Source organism: Actinocatenispora comari, from assembly GCF_017312725.1.
Lineage (GTDB): Bacteria > Actinomycetota > Actinomycetes > Mycobacteriales > Micromonosporaceae > Actinocatenispora > Actinocatenispora comari.
In genome coordinates this window covers 114,285-138,962 of sequence record NZ_BOPO01000128.1, presented here as the reverse complement: position 1 = coordinate 138,962, position 24,678 = coordinate 114,285, and the positions used below count along the sequence as shown (strand labels likewise).

At 74.4% G+C, this 24,678-nt stretch carries 27 protein-coding genes; 8 read left to right on the top strand and 19 right to left on the bottom strand.

What is annotated here, in order from left to right:
• Positions 1–658 precede the first annotated feature (658 nt).
• The 3 genes from NUM_RS31620 to NUM_RS31610 form a co-directional block, all read right to left on the bottom strand.
• A complete protein-coding gene (locus NUM_RS31620) occupies positions 659–1,231 on the bottom strand; it encodes a hypothetical protein (RefSeq protein ID WP_207128580.1) in 573 nt (190 codons plus the stop codon).
• Between the two features lie 108 nt (positions 1,232–1,339).
• Entirely contained in the window at positions 1,340–2,434 is a 1,095-nt protein-coding gene (locus NUM_RS31615) for a nucleotide disphospho-sugar-binding domain-containing protein (protein WP_207128579.1), read from the bottom strand.
• 76 nt (positions 2,435–2,510) lie between these two features.
• Complete coding sequence (locus tag NUM_RS31610; RefSeq protein ID WP_207128578.1) at positions 2,511–3,353, bottom strand: helix-turn-helix transcriptional regulator; 843 nt, start codon at positions 3,351–3,353, stop codon at positions 2,511–2,513.
• Positions 3,354–3,422: 69 nt separating this feature from the next.
• Here NUM_RS31610 and NUM_RS31605 point away from each other — a divergent pair, with 69 nt between their 5' ends.
• The 3 genes from NUM_RS31605 to NUM_RS31595 all read left to right on the top strand — a co-directional run bounded on the left by NUM_RS31605 (position 3,423) and on the right by NUM_RS31595 (position 6,293).
• Positions 3,423–4,385 carry an aldo/keto reductase gene (locus NUM_RS31605; RefSeq protein WP_207128577.1) on the top strand — a complete coding sequence of 321 codons (963 nt, stop codon included), beginning with the start codon at positions 3,423–3,425 and terminating at the stop codon, positions 4,383–4,385.
• Positions 4,386–4,512: 127 nt separating this feature from the next.
• On the top strand, positions 4,513–5,331 hold the full coding sequence (locus NUM_RS31600) for an SDR family NAD(P)-dependent oxidoreductase (RefSeq protein ID WP_207128576.1): 819 nt from the start codon (positions 4,513–4,515) through the stop codon (positions 5,329–5,331).
• A gap of 59 nt (positions 5,332–5,390) precedes the next feature.
• On the top strand, positions 5,391–6,293 hold the full coding sequence (locus NUM_RS31595; RefSeq protein WP_207128575.1) for a Gfo/Idh/MocA family protein: 903 nt from the start codon (positions 5,391–5,393) through the stop codon (positions 6,291–6,293).
• 31 nt (positions 6,294–6,324) lie between these two features.
• On the opposite strand, the gene NUM_RS31590 is transcribed toward NUM_RS31595, so the two are convergent.
• The 8 genes from NUM_RS31590 to NUM_RS31555 form a co-directional block, all read right to left on the bottom strand.
• Positions 6,325–6,627 carry a hypothetical protein gene (locus tag NUM_RS31590; RefSeq protein WP_207128574.1) on the bottom strand — a complete coding sequence of 101 codons (303 nt, stop codon included), beginning with the start codon at positions 6,625–6,627 and terminating at the stop codon, positions 6,325–6,327.
• Positions 6,628–6,674: 47 nt separating this feature from the next.
• On the bottom strand, positions 6,675–7,931 hold the full coding sequence (locus tag NUM_RS31585) for an MFS transporter (protein ID WP_207128573.1): 1,257 nt from the start codon (positions 7,929–7,931) through the stop codon (positions 6,675–6,677).
• Positions 7,922–8,422 carry a MarR family winged helix-turn-helix transcriptional regulator gene (locus tag NUM_RS31580; RefSeq protein ID WP_207128572.1) on the bottom strand — a complete coding sequence of 167 codons (501 nt, stop codon included), beginning with the start codon at positions 8,420–8,422 and terminating at the stop codon, positions 7,922–7,924. The genes NUM_RS31585 and NUM_RS31580 overlap by 10 nt, the downstream gene beginning before the upstream one ends.
• Positions 8,423–8,455: 33 nt before the next feature.
• Positions 8,456–9,739: a chloride channel protein gene (locus NUM_RS31575; protein WP_207128571.1), complete on the bottom strand. Its 1,284-nt coding sequence runs from the start codon at positions 9,737–9,739 to the stop codon at positions 8,456–8,458.
• A 239-nt stretch (positions 9,740–9,978) separates the two neighbouring features.
• Positions 9,979–10,344 carry a nuclear transport factor 2 family protein gene (locus NUM_RS31570; protein WP_207128570.1) on the bottom strand — a complete coding sequence of 122 codons (366 nt, stop codon included), beginning with the start codon at positions 10,342–10,344 and terminating at the stop codon, positions 9,979–9,981.
• A gap of 108 nt (positions 10,345–10,452) precedes the next feature.
• Positions 10,453–11,598 (bottom strand): RNA polymerase subunit sigma-70, encoded by a 1,146-nt coding sequence (locus NUM_RS31565; protein WP_207128569.1) that lies wholly within the window; start codon positions 11,596–11,598, stop codon positions 10,453–10,455.
• A gap of 28 nt (positions 11,599–11,626) precedes the next feature.
• Complete coding sequence (locus NUM_RS31560) at positions 11,627–12,460, bottom strand: ABC transporter permease (protein WP_207128568.1); 834 nt, start codon at positions 12,458–12,460, stop codon at positions 11,627–11,629.
• Positions 12,457–13,434 carry an ATP-binding cassette domain-containing protein gene (locus tag NUM_RS31555; RefSeq protein ID WP_207128567.1) on the bottom strand — a complete coding sequence of 326 codons (978 nt, stop codon included), beginning with the start codon at positions 13,432–13,434 and terminating at the stop codon, positions 12,457–12,459. Before NUM_RS31555 ends, NUM_RS31560 begins: the two co-directional genes overlap by 4 nt.
• A 189-nt stretch (positions 13,435–13,623) precedes the next feature.
• Between NUM_RS31555 and NUM_RS31550 the strand changes: the two genes are divergently transcribed.
• On the top strand, positions 13,624–14,373 hold the full coding sequence (locus NUM_RS31550; RefSeq protein WP_207128566.1) for a TetR/AcrR family transcriptional regulator: 750 nt from the start codon (positions 13,624–13,626) through the stop codon (positions 14,371–14,373).
• An 11-nt stretch (positions 14,374–14,384) separates the two neighbouring features.
• Here NUM_RS31550 and NUM_RS31545 read toward each other — a convergent pair whose 3' ends face one another.
• Positions 14,385–15,980, bottom strand: coding sequence for a multicopper oxidase family protein (locus tag NUM_RS31545; protein ID WP_207128565.1), 1,596 nt, complete (start codon positions 15,978–15,980; stop codon positions 14,385–14,387).
• Positions 15,973–16,485 carry a hypothetical protein gene (locus tag NUM_RS31540; RefSeq protein WP_207128564.1) on the bottom strand — a complete coding sequence of 171 codons (513 nt, stop codon included), beginning with the start codon at positions 16,483–16,485 and terminating at the stop codon, positions 15,973–15,975. Before NUM_RS31540 ends, NUM_RS31545 begins: the two co-directional genes overlap by 8 nt.
• A gap of 115 nt (positions 16,486–16,600) precedes the next feature.
• Here NUM_RS31540 and NUM_RS31535 point away from each other — a divergent pair, with 115 nt between their 5' ends.
• On the top strand, positions 16,601–17,506 hold the full coding sequence (locus tag NUM_RS31535; RefSeq protein WP_207128563.1) for a LysR family transcriptional regulator: 906 nt from the start codon (positions 16,601–16,603) through the stop codon (positions 17,504–17,506).
• Between the two features lie 96 nt (positions 17,507–17,602).
• Here the strand turns inward: NUM_RS31535 and sigJ are convergent, their stop codons facing one another.
• Positions 17,603–18,541 carry an RNA polymerase sigma factor SigJ gene (sigJ, locus tag NUM_RS31530; RefSeq protein ID WP_225918983.1) on the bottom strand — a complete coding sequence of 313 codons (939 nt, stop codon included), beginning with the start codon at positions 18,539–18,541 and terminating at the stop codon, positions 17,603–17,605.
• 232 nt (positions 18,542–18,773) lie between these two features.
• Here sigJ and NUM_RS31525 point away from each other — a divergent pair, with 232 nt between their 5' ends.
• A complete protein-coding gene (locus NUM_RS31525; protein WP_207128562.1) occupies positions 18,774–19,214 on the top strand; it encodes a YybH family protein in 441 nt (146 codons plus the stop codon).
• A gap of 16 nt (positions 19,215–19,230) precedes the next feature.
• Here NUM_RS31525 and NUM_RS31520 read toward each other — a convergent pair whose 3' ends face one another.
• Complete coding sequence (locus tag NUM_RS31520; protein WP_370467096.1) at positions 19,231–19,746, bottom strand: GNAT family N-acetyltransferase; 516 nt, start codon at positions 19,744–19,746, stop codon at positions 19,231–19,233.
• A gap of 56 nt (positions 19,747–19,802) precedes the next feature.
• On the opposite strand from NUM_RS31520, the gene NUM_RS31515 reads away from it, so the two are divergent.
• Entirely contained in the window at positions 19,803–20,252 is a 450-nt protein-coding gene (locus NUM_RS31515; RefSeq protein ID WP_225918982.1) for a MarR family winged helix-turn-helix transcriptional regulator, read from the top strand.
• A 60-nt stretch (positions 20,253–20,312) separates the two neighbouring features.
• Here NUM_RS31515 and NUM_RS31510 read toward each other — a convergent pair whose 3' ends face one another.
• The gene (locus tag NUM_RS31510; RefSeq protein WP_308440604.1) at positions 20,313–21,356 is read right to left on the bottom strand and encodes an NAD(P)-dependent alcohol dehydrogenase; all 1,044 of its coding nucleotides are present in this window, start codon (positions 21,354–21,356) and stop codon (positions 20,313–20,315) included.
• Positions 21,357–21,606: 250 nt separating this feature from the next.
• Here NUM_RS31510 and NUM_RS31505 point away from each other — a divergent pair, with 250 nt between their 5' ends.
• On the top strand, positions 21,607–22,248 hold the full coding sequence (locus NUM_RS31505) for a DedA family protein (RefSeq protein ID WP_225918981.1): 642 nt from the start codon (positions 21,607–21,609) through the stop codon (positions 22,246–22,248).
• A 29-nt stretch (positions 22,249–22,277) separates the two neighbouring features.
• Here the strand turns inward: NUM_RS31505 and NUM_RS31500 are convergent, their stop codons facing one another.
• The 3 genes from NUM_RS31500 to NUM_RS31490 all read right to left on the bottom strand — a co-directional run bounded on the left by NUM_RS31500 (position 22,278) and on the right by NUM_RS31490 (position 24,648).
• Positions 22,278–22,880 (bottom strand): heme-binding beta-barrel domain-containing protein, encoded by a 603-nt coding sequence (locus tag NUM_RS31500; protein ID WP_207128558.1) that lies wholly within the window; start codon positions 22,878–22,880, stop codon positions 22,278–22,280.
• A gap of 167 nt (positions 22,881–23,047) precedes the next feature.
• Positions 23,048–23,191, bottom strand: coding sequence for a hypothetical protein (locus tag NUM_RS31495; RefSeq protein ID WP_207128557.1), 144 nt, complete (start codon positions 23,189–23,191; stop codon positions 23,048–23,050).
• Positions 23,192–23,247: 56 nt separating this feature from the next.
• Positions 23,248–24,648, bottom strand: coding sequence for an NADH-quinone oxidoreductase subunit N (locus tag NUM_RS31490; RefSeq protein ID WP_225918980.1), 1,401 nt, complete (start codon positions 24,646–24,648; stop codon positions 23,248–23,250).
• Between the last annotated feature and the right edge of the window lie 30 nt (positions 24,649–24,678).

Here is a 24,678-nt window from a genome sequence, read left to right as displayed (position 1 = left end):
GCGTACTCCTTCTTCGCGTGCTGCGGGGAGAGCGCCCGTACGCGACCGCGTGGTGGCGGTGTTCCGGCGCGCCGGGCGGGGTCTGCCGCGGCGGGCCGAGCTGCTGGTACGGGCGGATATCGGTGACGATCCTCGGGCGGCGACATCGGGGTCGACAAGACGTCGCCAGAGGCCCAAACGGGCGGATGGCCCAGGTCTGTGGTGGAATCCCCAGCCTCGCTCGGCCGGGGATTCCACCACACGACCTACCAGGAACGACCGGCACGCGGCACCTCCGCGACGAGGTGCCAGCCTCTAACGGGCCTCGTCGCGGCAGCGAAGGAGAAGCAGGCCGCGGAACATATCGGCCGCCACGTTACGTCATCACCCGGCCGAACCCGAAGCCGCCATCCACAGGCTGAGACATCTTTCACGCCAGCCGTGCCCACCGCCGGCGTACCACCGCTACCGCCAGCCCGAGCGTCACCGCCCACAACAGCACGGTCGGCACCGACGAGACGGTCATCCGGGTCGAGTGGGTCGCGAGCTGCGCGGTGTCCCCAGCGCGTGCGCCTCGTCGTCGTAGCCGACGGTGGGCACGCGCGGCACGACTCATCGCCACAAGGTGCGAACCCCCCGCAGGTTCTCGATCACCCCGATCGGCGCCGAGGTCCGGGACTCAGTACCGCCGGCGGGGTGACCCCGGGAGCGGCGGGCCGGGACGGGGCGGGGCCTGCCGCGGGTACCACCGGCGCGGCACGGAGCCGGGCGGCGTTCCCGGCGGCTGGGGCAGGGAGCCGGGCGGCGGCCCTGGCGGGTAGGGCGGCCGGCCGCGCCCGACGTACCGGTTACGGCCGTAGCGGCGGTTGACCACGACGACGGCCAGCACGATCGTCGGGACCAGCAGGACGAACTCGACGATCGGGTACGGCAGCAGCGGCAGCGCGCTGTCCAGCTGCGCGTTGTCGCCCAGCGCGCGGATCGGCACGTTCCGGCCGGCGCTCGACGCACCCGCGCCGGCGATCACGTCGCGGTGCTCGGTGCCGTTCGCGTCCCGCCAGGTGCCGTAGCAGACCGTGGTGCTGCCCCCGCGGCTGTTGCGCTCCTCGCACCGATCGACGTGTGCGGTGGTCCGGTCGCCACCGAAGTGGAGGACCGACTTGTACACCGTGATCACGCCCCACAGCGCCGTCGCGAGGACGCCGACCAGCAGCAGGCTGGGCAGCATCGGCAGGCTCCGACGTTCGCGCACCACCCCACCCTACGAACCGAGAACACACCGTCTCATCGCACGGGACCGCCGGCCCGACCCGCTAGCGTGCCGCCCCCACGACGCCGTTCGTGCACGGGATCCGGGGCGTCAGGTGGTGAGGGTGGTCAGGCGGTCGACGAGGGTGGCGGGGGCGGGCGTGGCGGCGATCTCGGCGCGGACCTCGGCGGCGGCGGTGCGCAGGGCGGCATCGGTAAGCAGGCGGTCCAGGGTGTCGGGGGTGAGCTGGTCGGGGGTGTCGACGGCGAGGCCGGCGCCGCGGTCGGTGAGCAGCATGGCGTGGTGGCGGCGGTCACCGGGCCCGGCGGGTACCAGCTGCGGTACGCCGAGGGCGAGGGCGGTGAGCATCGTGCCGGCGCCGCCGTGGTGCACCAGCGCGGCGGCGGTGCGCAGCGCGGACGGCAGCGGTACCCACTCGACCCAGCGGGCGTTGTCCGGCAGCGGCCGGGTCATCAGCCGGCGGTCCGGCCGGACCAGGACGACCTCGGCGTCCAGCCGTGCCGCCGCGGCGAGGGCGGCGGCCATCAGCCGGTCCGGGCGGCGGCCGGTGACGGTGGGGCGGGTGACGAGGATGCGCGGCCGGTCCGGCGGCGGTTCGCGTAGCCAGCCGGGCAGCTCGCCGGCCGCCGCGTACGGCACGTAGCGCATCGGCCAGCCGGGCCGCTCGCCGACCAGGCTCGCCGGCGCGACCGTGAACGTACCGATCGGGTCGGTGCCGGCCATCGTGCCGAGCCGGGCGAGGATGGCGGCGGCGATCGGCCGCCCCTCGCGCAGCGAGATCTCGTGCAGTACCGCGGGCAGCGCGTGCTCGGCGGCAACGGTGGCGGCGATGGGCGCGCTCGGCTCGTACACCACGACCTGCGGGGCGAACGACGACACCAGGTCGGCGAGCGGGGCGCGCAGCCGCCGGTTGATCTCCGCGAGGCGGATCACGGCGCCGCGGTTCCCGGCGGTACCGGCGTGCTCGGCGCGGGCCAGCAGCGGGTGGCGCAGCGCGGCCCGGCGCGCGACCGGCTGGTACCGGAAGCCGGGGAGCAGGTCGTCGACGGCGACGCCGGCGTCGGTGGCGGCCGCTCCGGCGCTCGCCAGCCGTACCTGATGGCCCGCGGTGCGCAGCGCGTCGGCCAGCGGCACCAGCGGGAACAGGTGCCCCAGCAGCGGTGCGGCGACCAGCAGCGCCCTCATCGGCGCGGCTGGTCCGAACCGGTGTTCATCGCTCGATCGTGGCACGCCGGCGGGCCCGGCAGATCCGCCGGTCGGGTCACGTTCCCGGCCGGTGCGCCGACGAGGGGTCGGGGAGGCTGGCCAGCCGGGCCAGGATCTCGGCCGGTGCGTCGAACGCGACGAGTTTCTGGTCGGCGACGTCGGCGACGGTGAGCACCAGGTGGTCGAGCCGGAACTCGCCGAGGGTGGGGTGGCGGAGCAGCTTGTGGCCGCCGCCGACGCGGGTGATCTGGTGTCGTGGCCACCAGGCGCGCACCTCGGCGCTGGCGGCGTGCAGCCGCTCGGTCAGTGCCGGGAACGACGGATCGTCCGGGTAGCGCGCGGCGGCGGCCCGGTAGCGGCCGAGCAGTGCGGCGGCCTCGTGCTCCCACTCGACGAGCACGTCGCGGGCGCCCGGGTCGGTGAACATCCACCAGACGATGTTGCGGTCGGCGACCGGCACCGCCGGCCAGTCCGTCCACAGTAGACGGACCGAGCGGTTCGCGGCGAGCACGTCGAACCGCCGCCCGGTCACGTACGCCGGGGCCGGGTCGAGCCGGTCGACCAGCGCACCGAGCCCCGGTGCGAGCGTCTCCGCGGCCGGCGGTTCGGCGGCCGGCGCCGCGCCGTGCACCAGCTCGTGCAGGTGCGCGCGCTCGCCCTCGTCCAGCCGCAGCGCGCTCGCCAGCGCGTCGAGTACCTGCCGGGACGGCGTCACCGCCCGCCCCTGCTCCAGGAACGTGTAGTAGGTCGGGGAGATCGCGGCGAGCGCGGCGACCTCCTCGCGGCGCAGCCCGGCGGTGCGGCGCCGGGTGCCGGCCGGCAACCCGACGTCGGCCGGGCTCAGCCGCGCCCGCCGGGACCGCAGCAGCTCGCCGAGCTCGCGCGGGTTCGGCGCCATCCTGGTACTCCTGGTACTGGTAACAACGGCAGCGGGACACCACTGTACGGCCGTCCTAGCGTCGGGGTCATGCAGAAACGCACACTCGGCGACTCGCTGACCGTCTCCGCCCTCGGGCTCGGCTGCATGGGCATGTCCCAGGGGTACGGCCCGGCCGACGACGACGCCTCGCTCGCCACCCTGCACCGCGCCCTCGACCTCGGCGTCACGCTGCTCGACACCGCGCAGAGCTACGGCGCCGGGCACAACGAACGGCTGCTGTCCCGGCTGCTCGCCACCCGCCGGGACGAGGTCACTCTGGCCACCAAGTTCGGCATCGTCCGGGACGCCGACGGCACCCGGCTGGACGCGCACCCGGACCGGGTCGCCGGCTACTGCGACGCGTCGCTGCGCCGGCTCGGCGTCGACACCATCGACCTCTACTACCTGCACCGGCCGGACCCGGCGGTACCGGTGGCGGACACGATCGGCGCGATGGCGGCGCTGGTGAGAGCCGGCAAGGTGCGCCATCTCGGGATCTCCGAGCCGAGTCCGGCGGACCTGGCGTCCGCTGCGGCCGTGCACCCGATCGCCGCGGTACAGAGCGAGTGGTCGTTGTGGTGGCGGGAGGTGGAGGACGAGGTGGTGCCGACCGCGCGCCGGCTGGGTATCGGTGTCGTGCCGTACTCGCCGCTCGGTTCCGGCATCCTCGCCGGCGCCACGTCCGCCGCACCGTTCCGGGACCGTGACCCGCGGTACGCCGGGGCCGACCGGGACCGCAACCTGGCTCTGCTGGGCGAGGTCCAGGCGATCGCGGCGGAGCACGGGGTCAGTTCCGGCCAGCTCGCGCTCGCCTGGCTGCTGGCGCAGGGCGACGACGTGGTACCGATCCCGGGCACCCGCAACGCCGACCGGCTCGCCGAGAACGCCGCCGCGGCGGACCTCGTCCTCACCGCCGCGGAACTCGACCGGCTGGAGACCGCGGTACCGCGGGGCGCCTGGGCCGGTGACCGCAACTCGTTCGCCGCGCACGGGGCCACCCGTACCGGGTGACCGGTTATTCCTAGACGTGGTGTCTCGTTAATGGGTAGGCTGGTCGGGTCGACCGGTGGTCGCCGGAACCCGCGCTCCGCGGCCCGGCCCCCGGTCGCGCCCCGACAACCGCGGCAGGGAGCGACGGATGCCCGATCGGATCATCGTGATCACCGGCTCGACCGACGGGCTCGGCCGGGCGCTCGCCGGCGCCCTCGCCCGCGAACCCGACACCACGCTGCTCCTGCACGGCCGGGACCAGCGCCGGCTCGACGAGCTGGCCGCCGACCTCGCCGGCGAGCGGGCCGCCATCCAGACCGCTCGCGCCGACCTGTCCGAGCTGGCGCAGGTGCACCGGCTCGCGGACGAGATCGCGAGCCGCACCAGGTACGTCTCGGTGCTCGTCAACAACGCCGGTGTCGGCGGCGGCGAGCCGGACGGCGTCGACCGCCGGCTCACCGTCGACGGGTACGAGCTGCGGTTCGCGGTCAACCACCTCGCCGCGTTCGCGCTGACCCGGCGGCTGCTGCCGCTGCTCGACCGGGGTGCCCCGGCGCGGGTCGTCGACGTCGCCTCGCTCGGGCAGGCGCCGATCGACTTCGACGACCCGTTCCTGGCACACGGCTACACCGGCACCCGCGCGTACGGCCAGTCCAAGCTCGCGATGATCACCACCGCGCTGGTGTTCGCCCGCCAGCTCGACCCGCGCCGGGTGACGGTCAACAGCCTGCACCCGGCCACGTACATGCCGACCAAGATGGTGCTGCAGACGGTGGGGCACAGCGTCGACTCGCTGGAGACCGGGCTGCGGGCGACCCGCCGGCTCGTGCTCGACCCGCGGCTCGACGGCGTCACCGGGCAGTTCTTCGACCGCACCGAGACGGCGCGGGCGCACCCGGACGCGTACGACCCGCGCGTCCAGCAGCAGCTCTGGGACCTCAGCGTCCGGCTCACCGAGCGCCGCTAGCGAACGCCGGTGCCCGGCGTCACGCCGCCCGCCGGTACGCCGGACCGTAGGGTCGGGGCATGACTGAGGCACAGCCGGTACGGGTGGGGTTGGTCGGGGCGGGGCCGTGGGCGCGGGGGATGCACGCGCCGATGCTGACCGGCGGACCGGAGACGGAGCTGGTCGGCGTCTGGGCCCGCCGGCCGGAGGCGGCGCGGGAACTCGCCGCCGCGCACGGCACCGAGGCGTACCAGGACTACGCCGCGCTGCTCGCGCAGTGCGAGGCGGTCGCGTTCGCCGTACCGCCGGACGTGCAGGCGGCGATGGCGGTCGAGGCGGCGCGCGCCGGCAAGGCGCTGCTGCTGGACAAGCCGATCGGGCTGACCCTGGCCGAGGCGGTCGCGCTGACCGAGGCGGTCGACGCGGCCGGGGTGGTCAGCCAGCTGGCGCTGAGCAACCGGTACCGGCCGCGGGTGCGCGAGTTCCTGGCCCGCGCGGCGGCGTTCGACACCTACGGCGCGCAGGCGCGCCAGCTGACCGGGGCGTTCATCGCCGGCGACTACGCGCACGGCTGGCGGCTGGAACACGGTGCGCTGCACGACATCGGCCCGCACGCGCTGGACCTGCTGGACGCCGCCGTCGGCACCATCGAGCAGGTGACCGCCGCCGGCGACTCCCGCCGGTACCTGACGCTGACCTGCCGGCACGCCGGCGGCGCGGTGAGCCAGCTGGCGCTGTCCGGCGTGGTGCCGCGCACCGGCGACGGCCGGTACGAGACGTTCGAGCTGTTCGGCCCGACCGGCGCGCTGTCGCTGGACTTCGCCGCGCTGTCCGCGGACACCGCCGACGACGCCGAACGCTGGGCGACGCTGCGCCGCGAGTTCGCCGCCGCGGTCCGCACCGGCCGGACCGCCGACCTCGACGTGCACCGCGGCCTGCACCTGCAACGCCTCATCGACCAAGCCCAGCGCAGCCTCGCCTGACCGCGACGACGGGCCGGGGTTCGGTGGTGGCTCAGGTGAAGGCGGTCAGCTCCACGACCACCAGGGCGGTGAGGAACAGCCCGGCGATCAGGTAGATCACGGCCCACGTCTGCATCTGGATCCCGTACAGGGTGTGGTCGGGCGCGTCCCGGTTGAGCCGGCGGCCGAGGATCCAGGTCGGCACGCACCCGGAGAACAGGCACACGGTGCCGGCGGCGTCGGCGAGCGTCGGGTCGAAGGCGCCGATGATCACGAACCCGAGCACCAGCCCGGCGGCCAGGAACGGCAGGGTCAGCCAACCCCAGCCGCTCCAACCGATGACGAGGCGCAACATACCCGACATGATAGGCCAGGAACCCCAGGCCGGTAGCGCACCGGACGTCAGGTACGGGCCGGCTCGGCGACCGGTTCCGGCTCGGTACGGGCGCGGCGCAGCGCCGGCGTGGTCAGGGCGATGGCGACGACCCCGGCCAGGCAGGTGAGCCCGCCGGACAGCAGCGCCGAGGTACCGGAGGTCCAGCCGGCGACCAGGCCGCCGCGCAGGTTGCCCAGGTCCGGCCCGGCCTGCCCGACCGCCTGCTCGGCCGCGGCGACCCGGCCGCGCAGCGCGTCCGGAGTCGCGAGCTGGACGATGGTGCTGCGGGAGACGACCGAGACGGTGTCGGCGGCGCCGGCGATCGCCAGGAATCCCAGCCCGAGCCAGGCGTTCGGCGCGACCGCGAACCCGGCGAGGGCGGCACCCCAGGTGGCGGCGCCGACGAGCATCGCGCGGCCGGGCCGGGCCCGGCGGGTGAACGTACCGGACAGCGCCGAGGCGACCACGCCACCGACCGCGATCGAGGTCAGGAACAGCCCGTACGTGCGGGGGTCGTCGCCGAACCGCTCCGCGTTGACGATCGGGAACAGGCTCATCGGCATGGCGAACACGGTCGCGGCCAGATCGGTGAGCAGCGCGCCGCGGACCACCGGGGTGCGGACCAGGAACGCCAGACCGTCCGTGACGCCGCGCAGTCCGGGCCGGGACGACTCGCCGTCCGGCCGCATCGCGGGCAGCCGGGCCGCGCCGTAGAAGGCGAGCAGGAAGCTGACCGCGTCGATCAGGTAGCAGCCGCCGACGCCGAAGGCGCCGATGATCAGCCCGGCCACCGCCGGCCCGACGAGCATGGTGCCCTGGAACGAGATCCGGCTCAGCGCAAGGCCCGCGGCGACTTGCTGCGGCGGCAGCAGCCGGGGGATGAACGTGCGGGCCGCGGGGCCGCCGGTGGACACGAAGCAGTACTGCACGGCGACGATCGCGAGCACCCCGATCGCCGGTACGACGCCGGCGAAGCCCTGCACCGCGAGCAGCACCGAGCACAGCGCCTGGCCGGTCAGCGCGAGCAGGTAGAGCCGGCGCCGGTCGACCCGGTCCACCAGGCTGCCGGCGGCGAAGCCGACCGCGATCAGCGGTACCGCCTGGGCGATCCCGACCGCGCCGGTCCACACGGTGCTGTGCGTCAGCTGCCACATCTGGTACGGCACCGCGACCATGGTCGCCTGGCTGCCGAAGCCGGAGAACACCCCGCCGAGCCAGAGCCGCCGGTACGCGGGGGAGGTGCGCAGCGGCGTGACGTCCAGCAGCGCGCCGCTCACCCCCATCGCGGGTCCCGGTCGAGTCGGTCCCGGATCCGGTCGTGGAAGCTCTTGCGCGCCAACGCTTCCCGGAGGTCGGTGACGACCTGGCTGAGCGGGTACGGCACCTCGTCCTCGAGCTCCTCGATCGCGGCCTCGGTCGCCTCCCACTCGGCGGTGAGCCGGTCGACCAGCCGGGTCGCCTTCGCGGTGAGCGTCACCCGCTTGCTGCGCGCGTCGGGGCCGGGCACGGTGCGGACCAGCCCGGCGGCGCGCATCGCGGCCACCTTCTGGCTCTCCCCGGAGTGCGTCACCTGCACCGACCGGGCCAGCTCGGCGATGGTCATCGGGCCGCGCCGGTGCAGCCGGATCAGCTCCATCACCCAGGTCGGCCGCAGCCCCTCGATCGCCGCCTCGGCGTAGACGGTCGCGATCTCGTCGTCCACCGCGGTCAGCAGCAGCCGGACCGGTCGCCACCGGCTGCGTTCGGTCGGGTCGTCCCCGTGTTCGTCTGCCACGCCGCCAATATAACAGTGCTTATATAAGCACTGTCAATTCTGTTCCCGGCCGGCGAGCGCCCGGCTCACCAGCCAGGCCGCCGCCGAGGCGAGCACCGCCGCCGGCACCGCGTCCGTACCGGCGCGGCCGACCAGCAGCGTGGCGAAGATCAGCGGCGAGAACAGCAGCCGGGCCTGCGCCGCCATCCCGGCCGCGGTACCCACCGCGATCGCGAGCGTCGGCGACACCCCGAAGCCGACCGTGGCCACCGCCGCCAGCGCGACGCCGAGGAACACCGCCGGGAAGATCGGCCCGCCGCGGAACCCGCAACCCAGGCTCACCACGTATGCCAGCGCCTTGCCGACGAGCAGCACCAGCACCGCGCCGACGCTGCCCGCGCCGACCAGCGTCGGCAGCGACGCCTGGCCGGAGAACAGCACGTCGGCCGAGTTCGCGCCGAACCAGGTGACGGCCAGCGCGAGCAGACCCACCAGCAGGCCGCCACCGAGCAGTACCGGCGCCATCCCCAGCCGCTGCTGCAGCCGCTCCACCCGGGTCGCGGCCCGGTGCACCACGGCGACCAGCAGTGCCGCCAGCACCCCGACGGCGACCGCCACGAGCAGGTCGTACAGGTGCAGGCCCTGGTAGGCGGGCAGGTGCGGGACGGTCAGACCGGGGGTGTTCAGGCCACCCCAGCTGCCGAACCCGATGAAGATCACGTACCCGATCGCGGCGGCCACCACGCCGGGCAGCAGCATCGGCAGCAGCGCCGTGCCGGCGGCCAGGCCGCCCTCCAGCAGCAGCATCCCGGCCACCACCGGGCCGCCGAACAGCGCCGAGATCGCCGCGAACGACCCCGCCTGCGCCAGCACCTCGGTGCGCCGTGGATCGAGCCGTACCAGCCGGGACGCCGCGACGCCCAGCACCGAACCGAGCGCGATCACCGGCGCCTCCGGCCCGAGTACCGCACCGAACGGCAGCGTGCCCAGCGCGGCGAGCACCACGCCGGGGCCGGCGGCGACCGGCGTCGCCCCACCCCCGAGCCCCTGCAGCGGCCGGTGCCCGCCGTCGCCCGGCAGCAGCCGCCGCACCGCGACCACGATCAGCGCGCCGACCAGCGGCAACCCGACCACCAGGTACCAGGGTGGGGCGCGGTGGTGCAACGCCGACGGCAGGTCGGTCCACAGCCAGTGCTCGCCGAAGTGCACGAGGGCGAGGAAACCGGCCGCGGCGAACGCGGCCGGGATGCCGATCGCGGCGCCGAGCAGTACCAGCCGCAGCAGCCCCGCGCCGGACAGCGTGCCGCGGCCCGTCGCCGACCCCGTCGCCCCGTCCACCGCCGCTCCCCGGCTCGCCGGCCCCGTACCGTCACGCTACGGCGGTGCTCGGTCCCGGACCCCCGAGTCACCGGAACCGACGACCCCGCGCGGCCCGGTCGAGCCGCGCGCCGCTCAGCCGAGCGCCGGGTGGGTCGGGCTCAGGTCGGGTCTGGGGGCGCCGGCCGCCCGGCCGAGGCCGAGTCGCGTGGACGCCGGGCGGCGGGCGAGTCGGGCGAACGGCGGGGGCTGGTAGCGGGTCAGCGGCCGCCGGCGGCGCGGTACCGGTCCGCGTCGTACAGCAGCCGGAGGCCGGTGATCCGGCCCTCGGTGAGCCGAAAGAACTCGGCGAACCGGACGGTGCCACCGGGCAGCTCCGCGTCGTACAGCGTGGCCGCCTCGCCGTCGCCGGCCAGCCGGTGCAGCATCGTCATGCCCCGCATCGTCTCGACGAACCCGGTGACCCCGTGCACGAACCGGTCCGCGCCGACCACCCGGCCGGCGATCGGGCCCTCGAAGACCAGGTCGTCGGCCAGCAGCGGCCGCAATCGGACCGGGTCGAACGACGCCGTGCCGCCCGCGAGCAGCTCGTAGTAGGCCGTGACCGCCGTGCTGTTTCGATCCATGACTACCTCCCGTGTCGTGCCGGCAAGAGGCCCGGACAGGCCGTCTCCTCGTCACGACGCCGCCCGGACACACTGGTACAGACACCGGCGCGGGCGGGATCGGAACGGTCAGCCGCGGTGCGGCGGCAGGCCGAAGGCGGCGGCCAGGCTCGGATCCAGGAACCGGGTGATCCGCTCGATCCGGCCAGCCGCCGGCGTGAGCACCACGATCCCGTCGAACGTCCCGGGCCCGGCGCCGTCCGGCGTCACCGACTCGGCGCCGTCCGGCGTCACCGACCACGCGCCGTCCGGCGGCACCGACCACGCGCCGTCCGGCGTCACCGACCACGCGCCGTCCGGCGTTGCCGAACGCGTGGCGGCGGAATCCTCCGGTGTCGCGCGGGCGGGGGCCGGCCGGTCGTCCAGGTAACAGGCGAAGGCGGGCTGCCGGTTCGCCCCGACCGTTACCAGCCGGAGCCGCCGGCCGCCCCGGCCCCGAGCGCTGGCCGCCAGGAACGCGCGGATCGCCGCCGCACCGTGGTACTCGTGCGGCGCCGGCGGCATCGCCAGCCACGCCTCGTCGGTCAGCAGCGCCAGCACGCCGTCGACGTCGTCCGCGGTGAACGCCGCCGCGAACCGGCGCGCCACCGCCCGCTCGCCCGCATCGGGCCCGGCCGGCCGGTGCTCGTTCGCGGTGAGACCGGCGCGGGCGCGCTGCAGCGCGCCCTTCACCGCGGTCGGGGTGGTGTCCAGCATCTCCGCGACGTCGGTACGGCCGAAGTCGAGGACGTCGCACAGCAGCAGCACCGCGGCCTGCCGGGGCGGCAGTTGCTGGACCGCGGCGACGAACGCCAGCTCCACCGTCTCCCGGCTCAGGTACCGGGCGGCCGGGTCCGGTGCGCGCTCGGCGATCCGGTCCAGCGCCGCGTCCGGGTACGGCTGCAGCCAGGTCACCGTGGCCCGCCGGGACGGCGCCGGCGGAACGAACGGCGGTACCGGTTCGGCCGGCACGCGCCGGCTCGCGTCGCGCAGCGCGTTGCGGCAGCGGTTGGTGGCGATCCGGTACAGCCAGGTGCGAACCGAGGAGCGGCCGGCGAAGCCGCCCAGCCCGCGCCACGCCGCGAGCAGCGTCTCCTGGACCAGGTCCTCGGCGTCGGCGAGCGAGCCGAGCATCCGGTAGCAGTGCAGGTGCAGTTCGCCCCGGTACGGCTCGACCAGCTCCCGGAACGCGCTGGCGTCGCCGCCGCGCGCCCGGTCGAGTACCGAACCGTCCATCCGCCGATTCTCCCGCCGTCGCCGCCGGTCAGCGCCCGCTGGCCCGGTACCGGGCCGTCGCCAGCGGTACGAAGACCGCCAGCAGGACGCCGGCCCACAGCAGCGTGACCGCCACCGGGTGCTGTTCCGGCAGCGCCGGGTGCGGCCCGCCGCCGGGGTTGCCGAACAGGTCCCGGCAGGCCGCGACGAGCGAGCTGACCGGGTTCCAGTCGCACACGGTGCGCAGCCACGCCGGCATCCCGTCGGTGGGGACGAAGCTGTTGGACAGCATGGTGACCGGGAAGACGACCGGGACCATCGCCTCGGCCGTGGCCGGCGGGACCGACAGGCCGATGGTGATGCCGACCCAGGTGGTCGCGAACCGCAGCAGCAGGACCAGCGCGAACCCGGCGGCGGTGGCGGCCACCGAGCCGTGCGGCCGCCAGCCGACCGCGAGGCCCAGCCCGGCCATCACCGCGATCCCGGCGGCGCCGGTGAGCAGGTCGGCGACCGCCCGGCCCAGCGGTACCGCGGAGCGGGCCATCGGCAGTGAGCGGAATCGGTCCATCACCCCCGCGCCGATGTCGGTGGCGATCATGGTCGCGCTGCTGGCGACGCCGAGCAGGGCGACCATCGCGAACATGCCGGGCATCAGGTACGACCGGTAGTCGCCGTCGCCCGGCACCTGGATGGAGCCGCCGAACACGTACCCGAACAGCAGCACCAGCATGGCCGGGACGGCGAGCATGGTGACCAGTTCGCTGGGCTGCCGGCGCAGCTGGGCGAACTCGCGCCGGGCCAGCGTCCAGCCGTCCGCCAGCGTCCAGCCGAGCCGGGCGAGCGCGCCGGCGGATGCCGCCGGCAGCGCGAAGGGGGTCGTCATGCCGCTCCCTGCCGTTCCGCCGCGTCCCCGGTGAACCGCAGGAACACGTCGTCCAGGGTGGGCCGGCGGACCCCGACGTCGGCGGTGGCGATCCGGGCCGCGTCGAGCGCCCGGACCGCGGCGAACAGCGCGGCCGACCCGTCCGGTACGGCCACGCCGAGCCGCCCGCCGCCCGGCTGCGGTACCGGCTCGGCGTCCGTGGCCGCGGCGACGGCGGCGACTGCCCGGTCCAGGTCGGCCGGATCGCGCAGCACCACCTCCAGCCGCTCGCCGCCGGCCTGCGCCTTGAGCTCGGCCGGCGTACCGGAGCGCAGCACCCGACCGTCGTCGACCAGCACGATGCGGTCGGCGAGCCGATCCGCCTCGTCCAGGTACTGGGTGGTCAGCAGGACCGTCGTGCCGTCGGTGACGAGCCGCCGGACCGCAGTCCACACCTCGCTGCGGCCGCGCGGGTCGAGTCCAGTGGTCGGCTCGTCCAGGAACAGCACCGCGGGCGCGAGGATCAGGCTGGCCGCCAGGTCGAGCCGGCGCCGCATTCCGCCGGAGAACGTCCGTACCGGCCGGTCGGCCGCCGCCGTCAGGTCGAACCGGGCAAGCAGCCGGTCGGCGCGGTCCCGGGCCCGCCGTGCACCCAGGTGGTACAGCCGGCCGAACATCCGCAGGTTGTCCCGGGCGGTGAGGATGCCGTCCACCGCGGCGTGCTGCCCTGCCAGCCCGATCCGGTAGCGCACCTGGTCGGGCCGGCCGACCACGTCGCACCCGGCGACCGTGGCGGAGCCGGCGTCCGGCCGGGTCAGTGTGGCGAGGATCCGCACGACGGTGGTCTTGCCGGCGCCGTTGGGCCCGAGCAGGCCGCAGACGGTACCGGCGGGCACGGCCAGGTCGACGCCGCGCAGCGCGCAGGTGGCGCCGTACCGCTTGGTGAGGCCGCGGGCCTCGATGGCCAGCGGAGGTGGTGCCGCTGTCGGTGGCATGACGATCCTTCCCGGTCCGGGTACGCCGGTCGCACCGGCGGTTCGTGCGTGCGCCGCACGCGGAGGCGTGCACCGTACGCGGAGGCGTGCATCGTACGCGGAGGCGTGCATCGTACGCATTGATGCGTGCAGCGTACGCGTGGCGTACTCTGCACGCAAGATGGCGGCGAGACGAGACGAGGCGGGGCGATGGCGGATCGGCGGGCGAAGCAGGAACGCGAGGAGCAGGCGGCTGCCTGGGTGTGGGCCCGGCTGCCCGACGGGGCCGACCGGGCCAAGCCGGCGCTGAGCCCGACCCGGATCGTCCTGGCCGCGCTGGAGCTGGCCGACGCCGAGGGCGTCGACGCGCTGTCCATGCGCGGGGTGGCGAAGCGGCTCGGCGCCGGCACCATGTCGCTCTACCGGCACGTCGCCACCCGCGACGACCTGATCGACCTGATGGTGGACGAGGTCGTCGGCGCGGCACCGCTGCCGGATCGACCGTCCGGCGACTGGCGCGCAGACCTCACCACGCTGGCCCGGTCCACCCGGCGGACCGTGCGGGAGCACCCGTGGGTAGCCGGCTACCTGTCCCGGCCCGGCCTCGGACCGCACTCGCTGGCCCGTACCGAGTTCGCCCTCGCCGCGGTCGCCGGGCTGGGGCTGTCCACGGACCGGATGCTCGACCTGATCGGTACTGTCGACGCGTTCACGCTCGGGTTCGTTCAGGACGAGTGGGGCCGGCAGGAGGCACGCCGGCGCGCCGGCCTCAGCGAGGCGGGCTGGCGCGAGCAGCAGGCCGCGTACCTCGACCGGGTCGTGGCCGCCGGCGACCACCCGCAGCTGGGCCGGGTCGGTGCCGGCCCGGCCGACGAGCCGGACGAGCGGTTCGCCCGCCGCCTCGGGTACGTGCTGGACGGGCTGGCCGCCGCGCTCGGCCACGCCGGGTCGCGCGGCTGATCGGCGCCGCGTCAGACGATGTCGAGGTTGGCCATCATGCCCATGTCCTCGTGCTCGGCGTTGTGGCAGTGGAACAGGTACCGGCCGCGGTAGCCGTCGAAGCGGGTGATGATCTCCGCCGACTCGCCCGGGCGCAGCGCGATGGTGTCCTTGAGGCCTACGTCGGTGGGCAGCGGCCGCCGACCGCCGCGGGACAGGACCCGGAAGCCGACGAGGTGCAGGTGGACCGGGTGGTGCACGTCCGCGATCAGCCGCCACACCTCGACGTCGCCGAGCCGGGCGGTGACGTCCGACCGGGCCGGATCGAACGGCAGCCCGCCGATCAGCCATCCGTGCCCGCTGTCCATCCGGCCGGCCCGGAACGCGAAGTCGCGGACCCGGACGGCGTCGCCGCGGTGCCACGTCGGCAGGTCGCGGGACAGTACCCGCGGGATCCGGCTGCGGTCGGCGGCCTTGCGGGCGACCCGGAACGCCAGCACCTCGCGGGTCCGGCCGGTACCGAGCCGGTTGCGCAGCCGGACCCGGGAACCGACCGGTACGGCGGCGAAGTCGACGACCACGTCGTAGCGTTCGGCCGGCGCGATCGGCAGCCGCCGCTGGGCGACCGGCGCGGCGAGCAGCCCCTGGTCGGCGCCGACCTGGACCAGGTCGAGCCGCCGCCCGTCGTCGGTGACCGCCTCCAGCTCGTAGTGCCGGGCGTTGGAGGCGTTCAGGATCCGCAGCCGGTAGCGGGCCGCGTCGACCTCGTGCACCGGCCACGGCGCGCCGTTGACCAGGATCACGTCGCCGAGCACCCCGGCCAGGTAGCGCTCCGGTACCCCGGGCCGCTCGCGCAGGGTGGGGTCCAGCGCCGGGTAGGCGAGGCCGCCGTCGGCGGCGAACGCGCGGTCCGTGATCATCAGCGGCAGCTCGCGCGGCCCGGCCGGCAGGCCCAGCGCGTCCTCGGCGTCGTCCCGGACGACGTGCATCCCGGCCAGCCCGCGCCAGATCGCCGGCGCGGTGAAGTCCATCCGGTGGTCGTGGTACCACAGCAGCGTCGGCCGCTGGTCCAGCGGGAACGTGTGCGTGCGGGTCGACCTGGTCACCACCGCCCGCGGATCGGCCATCCCCGCCATGCCGGCCGGGTGCCGCATCCCGTCCATCGGGTCCCGCCAGCCCCGCGGCAGCACCAGATCGGTCGGGTACCCGTCGGACTCGGCCGGCGTCCGCCCGCCGTGCAGGTGCACCACCGTCGGCACCGGCAGCTCGTTGCGGTAGGTGACGGTCACCGGCCGGCCGCGCCGGGACTCGATCGTCGGCCCCGGGAACGCCCCCTCGTACGTCCACATCGGCGTGTCGACGCCCGGCAGGATCGGCACCCGCGCCGCGCGCTGGGTCACCCGGTACCGGTCCACCCCGCCCGCGGTGTCGACCGGCCGCAGCACCGTCGGCACCGGCAGCGGCGTCCGGTACGGCACGGGCAGCGGCACCGCGCTGCGCAGCTCGGCGCCGGTGACCGCCGGCCGGCGTGCCAGGACCGTCGAGGCGGTCAGGCCGCCCGCGGCCAGCATCCCCAGCGCGCCACCGATGCCGAACACCCGCCGTCGCTCCACGCCGTACTCACTCATCGCCGGCCTCCCCGGTGAGTCGGGCTTCTCGTCCGCCGGTTCCGGTGCGTGGCTCGTCGGTGGCCTCCGGCAGGTCGTCGGCGGCTCGGGCGACGCGGGGCAGCGGGCGCAGCCAGACGGCGACGAACTGCCCGATCAGCCCGGCGATGGTCAGCACGCCGAGCGGCAGGTGCAGCCAGAGCGCGCCGTCCATGCCGGCGACGTACTGCACCGTCTCGGCGGCGACCAGCGCGACCGTGCCGAGGAACAGCCCGGGCTGGCGCAGCCGTACCCAGGCCACGACGGCGACCACCAGCTGGACGTAGCCGAGCGTGGTGACGATGTCGGCGCCGGTCGCGTGCCAGCCGAGCGCGTCGAAGTCGCCGCTGAGGTACACGCCGGCGAACACCGGCTGGGCGAGGATCGCGGCGACGTGTGCGCTGACGACGGACCGCAGCACCCAGCCGGCCGGTCCGGTCCGCGGCACCGCCCGGGCGGGTGGGAGCGTCTTCGCTGCGGTGGTCACCGCGCCTCCTCGATCGTCGGTACGAACGGTTCGACGCTATGGCCCGAGCGTTATCTTGACCAAGACCAATATTGCGATGGTGTTATGACACTGCTGTTATGGCAGGGAGGGCATCTTGGAGCTCAACTCGCTCCGCCAGTTCCTGGTCGTGGCCCGGCTGCAGCACCTCAGCCGGGCGGCCGACGAGCTGCGCGTCGCCCAGCCGTCGCTGAGCCGTACCGTCGCGCGGCTGGAGGCGGAGCTCGGCACCCCGCTGTTCGACCGGGGCGGCCGGCTGACGCTCAACGACGCCGGCCGGCTGTTCCGCGAGCATGTCGAACGCGCGCTCGGCGAGCTCGACGCCGGGCGCCGCGCGGTCGCCGAGACCACCGCCGAGGGTGCCGGCACCGTACGGCTGGCGTCCGAGACGTTCCTGACCCTGACCGGCCCGCTGGCCGCGTTCAAGCGGGCCCACCCCGCCGTCGAGGTCGAGCTCAACTGGTCGCCGGCGGCGGACATGGCGCGCCGGCTCCGCGCCCAGGAGGTCGACCTGTGCGTCGCCTCGCAGCCGATCCCGGCGAACGGGCTGGCGTCCACGCCGCTGTTCGACGAGCCGGTCGGCCTCGGCGTGGCGACCAGTCATCCGCTGGCCCGCCGCGAGACGGTACGCCTCGACGACCTCGCCGACGAGCCGTTCGTCAGCGCCCGGCCGGGACACTGGCAGCGCCAGCTGCTCGACCGGCTGTTCGCGGCGCGCAACCGCACTCCGCGGATCGTCTGCGAGGTCGACGAGCCCAGCGCCATCGCCGACCTGATCGCCGCCGGCCTCGGCATCGGGCTCGTACCCGGCTTCGCCCGGCGGATCGAGGTGCAGCTCCCGGCCGTCTGGATCGCCGTCGACAGCCCGGACTGCCGCCGTACCGTCACGCTCTACTGGGGCGCCGACAGCCACCTGCCCGGCGCGGCCCGGCTGCTGCGCCGCACCATCACCGACTGGGACTGGCCCGCCGCCGAACCGAGCGCCACCCCGCCGCGCGCCTGACCGCACCCCCGCTCGTACCGGCCGTCGGGCCGGACGAGGCTTCGCGCGCCGGGGCCGCTGCGGGCACGCCAGCGGCCGACCCTACCGGTGCTGCGGTCAGCCGACCGTCCACCGGCGGAGCTTGTCCGGGTTGCGTACCGCCCAGATGCGCGTGATGCGGTCGTCGGCGACGTCGAACGCGTACACCGACACGACGGCGTCGTGTTGCCGGATCATCAGGCCGGGCTGGCCGTTGACACTGGTCTCGGTCATCGTGATGCCGTCGGCCAGCCGGCCGGACAGCGCGACGACGTACTGCGCGATCCGCTCGCCGCCGGTCACCGGTTCGAGCGCCGCGCGGACCAGCCCACCGCCGTCCGCGGTGAACACCGCGTCCGGGTCGAGCAGCCGGACCAGCCCGTCGATGTCCTGCGCCTGCCACGCCTGCTTGAACTCCCGGACCAGGTCCGCCTGCGCTGCCACCGGCGTCACCGGGTGGCGCCCGGTACGGATCCGGCGCCGCGCCACCGATGCCAGCTCGCGGCAGGCCGCCGGCGTGCGGCCGGTGATCTCGCCGATCTCCGCGAACGAGTAGCCGAACACGTCGTGCAGGATCAGCGCGACCCGCTGCGCCGGCGTCATCGCCTCCAGCGCGACCAGGAACGCCATGCTGATCGACTCGTCCAGGGTGACCCGGTCGGCCGGGTCCACGTCCTCGACGGCGGTGCGCCCGCTGACCCAGCCGGTACGGTCCGGCACCGGCTCCGGGATCCACTCCCCCACGTACCGCTCCCGGCGGGCCCGGGCCGAGCCGAGCAGGTCCAGGCAGATCCGGCTGGCCACCCGGCTCAGCCAGGCGCCCGGTGACTCGATCGCCGCCTGCTGCTCCCGCGACATCGCGTACCACCGGGCGTAGGTCTCCTGCACCGCGTCCTCCGCCTCGGCCAGCGACCCGAGCAGCCGGTACGCGAGGCTGATGAGCTGCCGGCGCTCGCCGATGAGCACGCTCAGGTCCGGGTCGGCCCCGTCCTGCCCCGGCACCGGGTCGGTCGTCATGGCTTCGGCTGCCCCCTCGGTCGGCTCCGCGGCCCGCGCCGGGACGCCTCGGCGCCGACCGTACGGACCTCTCATCAGGTACGACGAGGCAGCCGGCCCGGATGTCAGGCCTGACGTTCGGCGACCGCGCGTCGTCGTACCGGTATCGAACCAGGAGGTGCCGACGGTCAGCGCGCCGAAGGCCCGTTTCCGCCGGTACCTCCGGATCCACTCGCACGGAAGGGCGACGGGAATGTCGACACGACACGAGGCGGACGAGGCGGCGATCCGGCAGCGGATCGACGCGGTCATCGAGGGGATCGAGGGCAAGGATCTCGACACGCTGCGGCGCAGCTACGCACCCGACGTGGTGTCCTTCGACGTCGAACCGCCACTGCAGCACGTGGGGGTGGACGCGAAGCTGAAGAACTGGGAGCGCGCGTTCGCGATGCTCGACGACCTGCACTACGACACCCGGGAACTGGCTGTCGAGGTCGGTGACGTGGTGGCGTTCGCGCACTGCTTCGGCCGGCTGCGCGGCACGCTCGCGGACGGTACCGTCACCGGCGGGATGTGGGTGCGCGGCACGTTCTGCTTCCGCAAGGTCGGCGACGACTGGCTGATCGCGCACGACCAGGCCTCGGTGCCGCTCGACTTCCCGACCGGCCGGGCCCTCACCGACCTCGAACCCTGAACCGTCCCCGTCCCGGTCAGCCCGCGATTCCGGTCGCCGGCTGGCCCTCGGCGGCCGTCGGGCGGGTGGTGGCCGGCCTGGTCAGCAGCACCGCGCCCGGGCCGGCGGCGCCGACGAGCCGGTAGCCGCAGCTGCGGTAGAGCCGGATGTTGGCGGTGCTGTGCCGGCCGGTTTCGAGCGCGAACGTGCTGATCCCGGCGGGTGCCTGGGCCTCCGCGTACCGCAGCAGTGCCCGGCCGAGGCCGGCGCCCCGCTGGTCCGGCGCGACCATCAGCCGGCCGAGATGCCAGCTGTCGCCGGCGCGCCGGGCCCGGACCGCGCCGACCAGCCGCCCGTCGTACCGGAGGCACCAGGTGTGCCAGCGGTCGAGGCCCGCGGTGACCTCGGCCAGCGTCTCGTGCAGCGCGGCGATGTCGAGCGTGTCGTTCGCGATGGCCTCGTCGACCCAGCAGCAGCGTTGCAGCACCAGCAGCTCGGCCGCGTCGCGGGCGGTCGCCGGCCGGACCGGTAGCGTACGGATATTCTTTGACATGTCAACGAACATAGCGCAGGTCTCTGTGACATGTCAAAAGAACGTAGACTGGTCGGGTGACCGAGACGAGGTGGCTGGACGCCGACGAGGAACGGTCCTGGCGGGCGCTGCGGCGGCTGCTCACCGCGCTGCCGGCCCGGCTGGGCCGCGACCTGACCGCGCTGGGACTGTCGTCGACCGACTACGAGGTGCTCAGCACGCTGTCCGAGCGGGACGGCTGGCGCTGGGGCCTGAAGGACCTGGCCAGGAAGATGGAGTGGAGCCGCAGCCGGCTGTCGCACCACGCCGCCCGGATGGAGGCACGCGGCCTGATCGAACGGGAACCCGACCCCGACGACGGCCGCGGCTCGATCTACCACCTGACCGACGCCGGGTTCCGGACCCTCGAAGCCGCCGCGCCCGGTCACCTCGATTCGGTCCGGCGCCGCCTGCTGGACCACCTCAGCCGGGACGAACTCGCCGTACTGGAGCGGATCTCCACCCGGATCGCCGACCTCCCGGACTGACCCGAACCCGAGCCGCGCCGGCGGCGCCACCGCCGACCGGGGCCGGCGGTGGCGACCGGATCAGGCCAGCGTCGCGATGTCGATCACGAAGCGGTAGCGCACGTCGGAGCCGAGCACCCGCTCGTACGCCTCATTGATGTAGTCGGCGGAGATCAGCTCGGTCTCCGGCGCGATGCCGTGCTCGGCGCAGAAGTCGAGCATCTCCTGGGTCTCGGGGATGCCGCCGATGCCAGACCCGGCGAACGAACGCCGCTGGCCGGACAGCGCGAACGCGTGCACCGGCAGCTCCTCCGGCGGTGCGCCGACGATGACCAGCGTGCCGTTCAGTCGGAGCAGCCGCAGGTAGTCGTCCATGTCGAGCGGCGCGCTGACCGTGTTGACGATCAGGTCGAACCGGTTCTTCAGCGCCGCGAAGGTGTCCGGGTCGCTGGTCGCGTAGTACTCGTCGGCGCCGAGCGCGAGCCCGTCGTCCCGCTTCTTCAGCGACTGCGACAGCACGGTCACGGTCGCGCCCATCGCGTGCGCGATCTTGACCGCCATGTGGCCCAGCCCACCCATGCCGACGACGGCGACCCGGGTGCCGGGGCCGGCCTTCCAGTGCGCCAGCGGCGAGTAGGTGGTGATGCCGGCGCACAGCAGCGGCGCCGCCTTCTCGAACGGGATCGACTCCGGTACCCGGAGCACGAAGTCCTGGTCGACCACCACGTGCGTCGAGTAGCCGCCCTGGGTGATCGTGCCGTCCCGGTCGACCGAGGCGTAGGTGCCGACGTTGCCGTTCAGGCAGTACTGCTCCATGCCGGCGCGGCAGTTCTCGCACTCCCGGCACGAGTTGACCAGGCAGCCGACGCCGACCCGGTCGCCGACCTGGTGCTTGGTCACCTCGCTGCCGACCTCGGCGACGACGCCGACGATCTCGTGCCCCACCACCTGCGGGTACGTGATCGGGCCCCACTCGCCGCGGACGGTGTGGATGTCCGAGTGGCAGATCCCGGCGTACCGGATCTCGATCAGGACGTCCGTGGCGCCCACGTCGCGCCGCTCGATGGTGGTCGGGACCAGCGGTTCGGTCGCCGACGGTGCCGCATACGCGTTCACGCGCACGATGTACTTCCTTCGTACGGGGATGTTCCACCCAGCAAACACCCGCCCCCGCGCCCCCGCCAACCCTGAGCACGAGCCTGTGGTCCACGGCTCCGATCGGCCGGGTCCGGCGCTGGGCTACGACATTGGGTGTAGTAATAATGGGGACGACGGTGGTGGTCTCGGGGGGCGGGATGGGCCTGCGCGATCGGCTGGCCACGTACCGTGTGGTGCGGCCGGCGGTGCCCGGCCTGTTGCGGCCAGGTCGAGCCCGGTGACCTCGGCGTTCGCCGACCTCGGCGCGCTGCTCGGCCAGTACGGCTACCTCGCGGTGGCGGTGCTGGTGCTGGTGGAGGACTTCGGGGTGCCCGCGCCGGGCGAGACCGTGCTGATCCTCGCGTCGATCGCGGCGCACGACGGCCGGTTGAACATCCTGGCCGTGGCCGGCATCGCGTTCGCCGCCGCGGTGGTCGGCGACAACATCGGCTTCGCCATCGGCCGCTTCGGTGGCCGACCGCTGCTGCACCGGTACGGCCGGTACGTGCTGCTCACCCCGCACCGGCTGGCGCGGGCGGAACGGTTCATGATCCGGCACGGCGGCAAGGTCGTCGTGATCGCCCGGTTCGTGGAGGGGCTGCGGCAGGCGAACGGCCTGCTCGCCGGCGCCACCGGGATGCCGTGGCGCCGCTTCCTGCCGTACAACGCGGTCGGCGCGGCGGCGTGGGTGGGCGCCTGGTCGACCCTCGGGTACCTGGCGGGCGGGCACCTGCCCGAGATCGAACACCTCGTCACCCGGTACGAGCTGTACCTGCTCGGCGCCGCCGTGCTCGCCGTCGCGGGGTTCGTCGGCTGGCGGACGCTGCGGGCCCGGCGGCGCCGGCGGGCGCTGCCGGTGCCCGACTCCGAGTCGCGGTGATCGCCCGCGTGGTCAGCGCACCGGAACGGTCAGCCGAACTCGACGCTCGGGTGGTACCGCTTCACCAGGTGCAGCGTGTTGCGGTCGGTGTGGTGCATCGTCTCGCCGGTGGCGGCGAGCGCCAGGACGAGGTCGGACGTGTAGCCGAAGGTGCCGTCGTCGTTGATGGTGAAGACGCTCTCGTACTCGGTCGCCCGGGCCCGCTCCATCAGGTACTTGTTCTGGGACAGCCCGTACGTGTCCGAGCCGGGCGTCGCGGTGAACGTCAGCGTCCGGTCCCGCGCACCGGCGTCGCCACCGGCCAGGATGGACAGGCCGCGGGGCACCGCGAAGCACCGGATCACCTGGCCGTTCTTCTTGTCCCACAGCAGGTAGCCGACCTCGTCGTGGAACGGGTCCATGGCCTCCTCGCCGTGCCGCCAAGCGGTCATCGAGTAGTTGAGGCCCTCCATGACCTGATGGCCGTTCTCGACGACCGGAATGGGCTTGAACGAGGCCCGCTCGAAGTAGCCGGTCTCGGTCGCCTCGTCGTCCTTGTTGTGATACGACAGGTCGACACCGACGTTTCCCTCCCACTCGCCCACCAGCGGGGTCAGTGGTCCCAGTTTCTGCGGGCCCAGCACCGTTGCCATAGCCAACCGGCTTTCTCGTCGAGAATCACCATCGCTCCGCCACCAAGACTGGAGCGACTCCAGTTAACACCGGGCGGCGAAGGGCTCCTCACCGACCCGTGCGCGGTGTGGCGTGCTCGCCATCCGGCTGGCCCGCGGGAACCCAGACGGTGGGGCCGGGGGCGGCGTTACGGCGTCGATGCCGGGTGCACCGGCGGTCGCAGCACCCGCTCGTGGTCGAACATCGTTCCGGTGTCGGTGAAGCCGTAGCGCAGGTAGAACCCGAGCGGCGACCCCTCTCCCGGTACGACGCCGGTCACCAGGTGTCGCACGCCCGGTGGAGAGGCCACGCGATGTCCGGGCTCCCGGTCGTACGACGGTGGCCGGGTCAGCGCAACAGCTCGGCGGTGAGGGCGCGGACGACCGGTTGCGCGGCGAGTCCGAGCACGAGGGAACCCCCGGCGGCGGTCACCGCCACCGCGGCGGGCCACCGGCCGGCCACCGGATGCGGCGCGTCGCCGCGCCGGAACAGCGGCACGATCCAGCGCAGGTAGTAGTAGAGGCTGGCGAGGGTGTTGAGCGCCGCGACCACGACCAGCCAGAGCAGGCCGGCGTCGAACGCGGCGGTGAACACCGACAGCTTGCCGACGAAGATCGCCGTCGGCGGGGTACCGACCAGCCCGAGCAGGCAGACCACCAGCGCCAGCGCGAGCACCGGCCGCCGACCGAACAGCCCGCGATGACCGTCCAGAGTGGACGACGGCAGCGCGGCGAGGACGGCGAAGGCGCCGATGTTGGTGATCGCGTACCCGGCGAGGTAGTAGCCGAGGCCGGGCAGCGCGAGCGCGGCGTGCCCGGCCGCGGCGACCGCGAGCAGCAGGTACCCGACCTGGCTGATGGTGGAGTACCCGAGCAGCCGCCGCGGGTTGGTCTGCGCGAACGCGGCCAGGTTGCCCAGCGTCATCGTGCCGGCGGCGACGACCGCGACCAGCAGCCGGGCACCGGCGACCCCGGGCAGCGCCACGTCGAGCAGCCGGTACGCGGCGATCAGCGCACCGATCTTCGGGATCGTGGTGACGAACGCGGCGACCGGCGTGCTCGCGCCTTCGGTGACGTCCGGTACCCAGAACTGGGCCGGGGCGCCGCCGGCCTTGAACAGCAGCCCGCCGAGCACACCGACGAACCCGGCGGCGACCAGGACCGGCGGCGCGTCCGGCAGGGTGCGGGCCAGCGTCGGGTAGTCGGTGCCGCCGCCGGCGGCCAGCAGCGCCGCGACACCGAGCATCAGCACCACCCCGAACAGCGCCCCGATCAGGTAGTACTTGAGGGCCGCCTCGGTGCCGGCCGGGTCGGCGTCGAACGCGGTCAGCGCGTACAGCGGCACGCTGGCGAGCAGGTAACCCGCGATCAGCAGCAGCAGGTCGGTGGCGCCGGCCAGCACGACCGCGCCGAGCGCGGCCAGCACCAGCAGCACGACGAACTCGGTCTCCCGTCGGTGCCCGGACACCGCGGTGCCGGCCAGCGCGATCACCAGCAGGGTGGCGGCGAGGACGACGATCCGGCCGGCGGCCAGCCCGGTGTCGATCGCGTAGCTGCCGCCGAACACGGTACGGGCGGGTCCGGCGGCCGCGACGGCGGCGGCGACGATGCCGACGGCGCAGGCGATCGTCGCGAGCAACCGGACGATCCACTGCCGCCGCCGGGGCAGCCACGAACCCGCGAGCAGGCCGACGACGGCCGCCACGGCCAGGGCGATCTCCGGCAGCAGCGCCGCCGGATCCTCGTTCATCCCGGTCATCGCGCGACCGGCCGCTCGTTC

What these genes read in the sequence shown, in the direction of transcription:
- NUM_RS31615 (WP_207128579.1), bottom strand. Translation starts at nt 2,434, where the DNA reads ATGAGGGCGCTGCTGGTCGCCGCACCGCTGCTGGGGCACCTGTTCCCG.
- NUM_RS31610 (WP_207128578.1), bottom strand. Translation starts at nt 3,353, where the DNA reads ATGGCGCCGAACCCGCGCGAGCTCGGCGAGCTGCTGCGGTCCCGGCGG.
- NUM_RS31605 (WP_207128577.1), top strand. Translation starts at nt 3,423, where the DNA reads ATGCAGAAACGCACACTCGGCGACTCGCTGACCGTCTCCGCCCTCGGG.
- NUM_RS31600 (WP_207128576.1), top strand. Translation starts at nt 4,513, where the DNA reads ATGCCCGATCGGATCATCGTGATCACCGGCTCGACCGACGGGCTCGGC.
- NUM_RS31595 (WP_207128575.1), top strand. Translation starts at nt 5,391, where the DNA reads ATGACTGAGGCACAGCCGGTACGGGTGGGGTTGGTCGGGGCGGGGCCG.
- NUM_RS31590 (WP_207128574.1), bottom strand. Translation starts at nt 6,627, where the DNA reads ATGTTGCGCCTCGTCATCGGTTGGAGCGGCTGGGGTTGGCTGACCCTG.
- NUM_RS31585 (WP_207128573.1), bottom strand. Translation starts at nt 7,931, where the DNA reads ATGGGGGTGAGCGGCGCGCTGCTGGACGTCACGCCGCTGCGCACCTCC.
- NUM_RS31570 (WP_207128570.1), bottom strand. Translation starts at nt 10,344, where the DNA reads ATGGATCGAAACAGCACGGCGGTCACGGCCTACTACGAGCTGCTCGCG.
- NUM_RS31565 (WP_207128569.1), bottom strand. Translation starts at nt 11,598, where the DNA reads ATGGACGGTTCGGTACTCGACCGGGCGCGCGGCGGCGACGCCAGCGCG.
- NUM_RS31560 (WP_207128568.1), bottom strand. Translation starts at nt 12,460, where the DNA reads ATGACGACCCCCTTCGCGCTGCCGGCGGCATCCGCCGGCGCGCTCGCC.
- NUM_RS31555 (WP_207128567.1), bottom strand. Translation starts at nt 13,434, where the DNA reads ATGCCACCGACAGCGGCACCACCTCCGCTGGCCATCGAGGCCCGCGGC.
- NUM_RS31550 (WP_207128566.1), top strand. Translation starts at nt 13,624, where the DNA reads ATGGCGGATCGGCGGGCGAAGCAGGAACGCGAGGAGCAGGCGGCTGCC.
- NUM_RS31545 (WP_207128565.1), bottom strand. Translation starts at nt 15,980, where the DNA reads ATGAGTGAGTACGGCGTGGAGCGACGGCGGGTGTTCGGCATCGGTGGC.
- sigJ (WP_225918983.1), bottom strand. Translation starts at nt 18,541, where the DNA reads ATGACGACCGACCCGGTGCCGGGGCAGGACGGGGCCGACCCGGACCTG.
- NUM_RS31525 (WP_207128562.1), top strand. Translation starts at nt 18,774, where the DNA reads ATGTCGACACGACACGAGGCGGACGAGGCGGCGATCCGGCAGCGGATC.
- NUM_RS31520 (WP_370467096.1), bottom strand. Translation starts at nt 19,746, where the DNA reads ATGTCAAAGAATATCCGTACGCTACCGGTCCGGCCGGCGACCGCCCGC.
- NUM_RS31500 (WP_207128558.1), bottom strand. Translation starts at nt 22,880, where the DNA reads ATGGCAACGGTGCTGGGCCCGCAGAAACTGGGACCACTGACCCCGCTG.
- NUM_RS31490 (WP_225918980.1), bottom strand. Translation starts at nt 24,648, where the DNA reads ATGAACGAGGATCCGGCGGCGCTGCTGCCGGAGATCGCCCTGGCCGTG.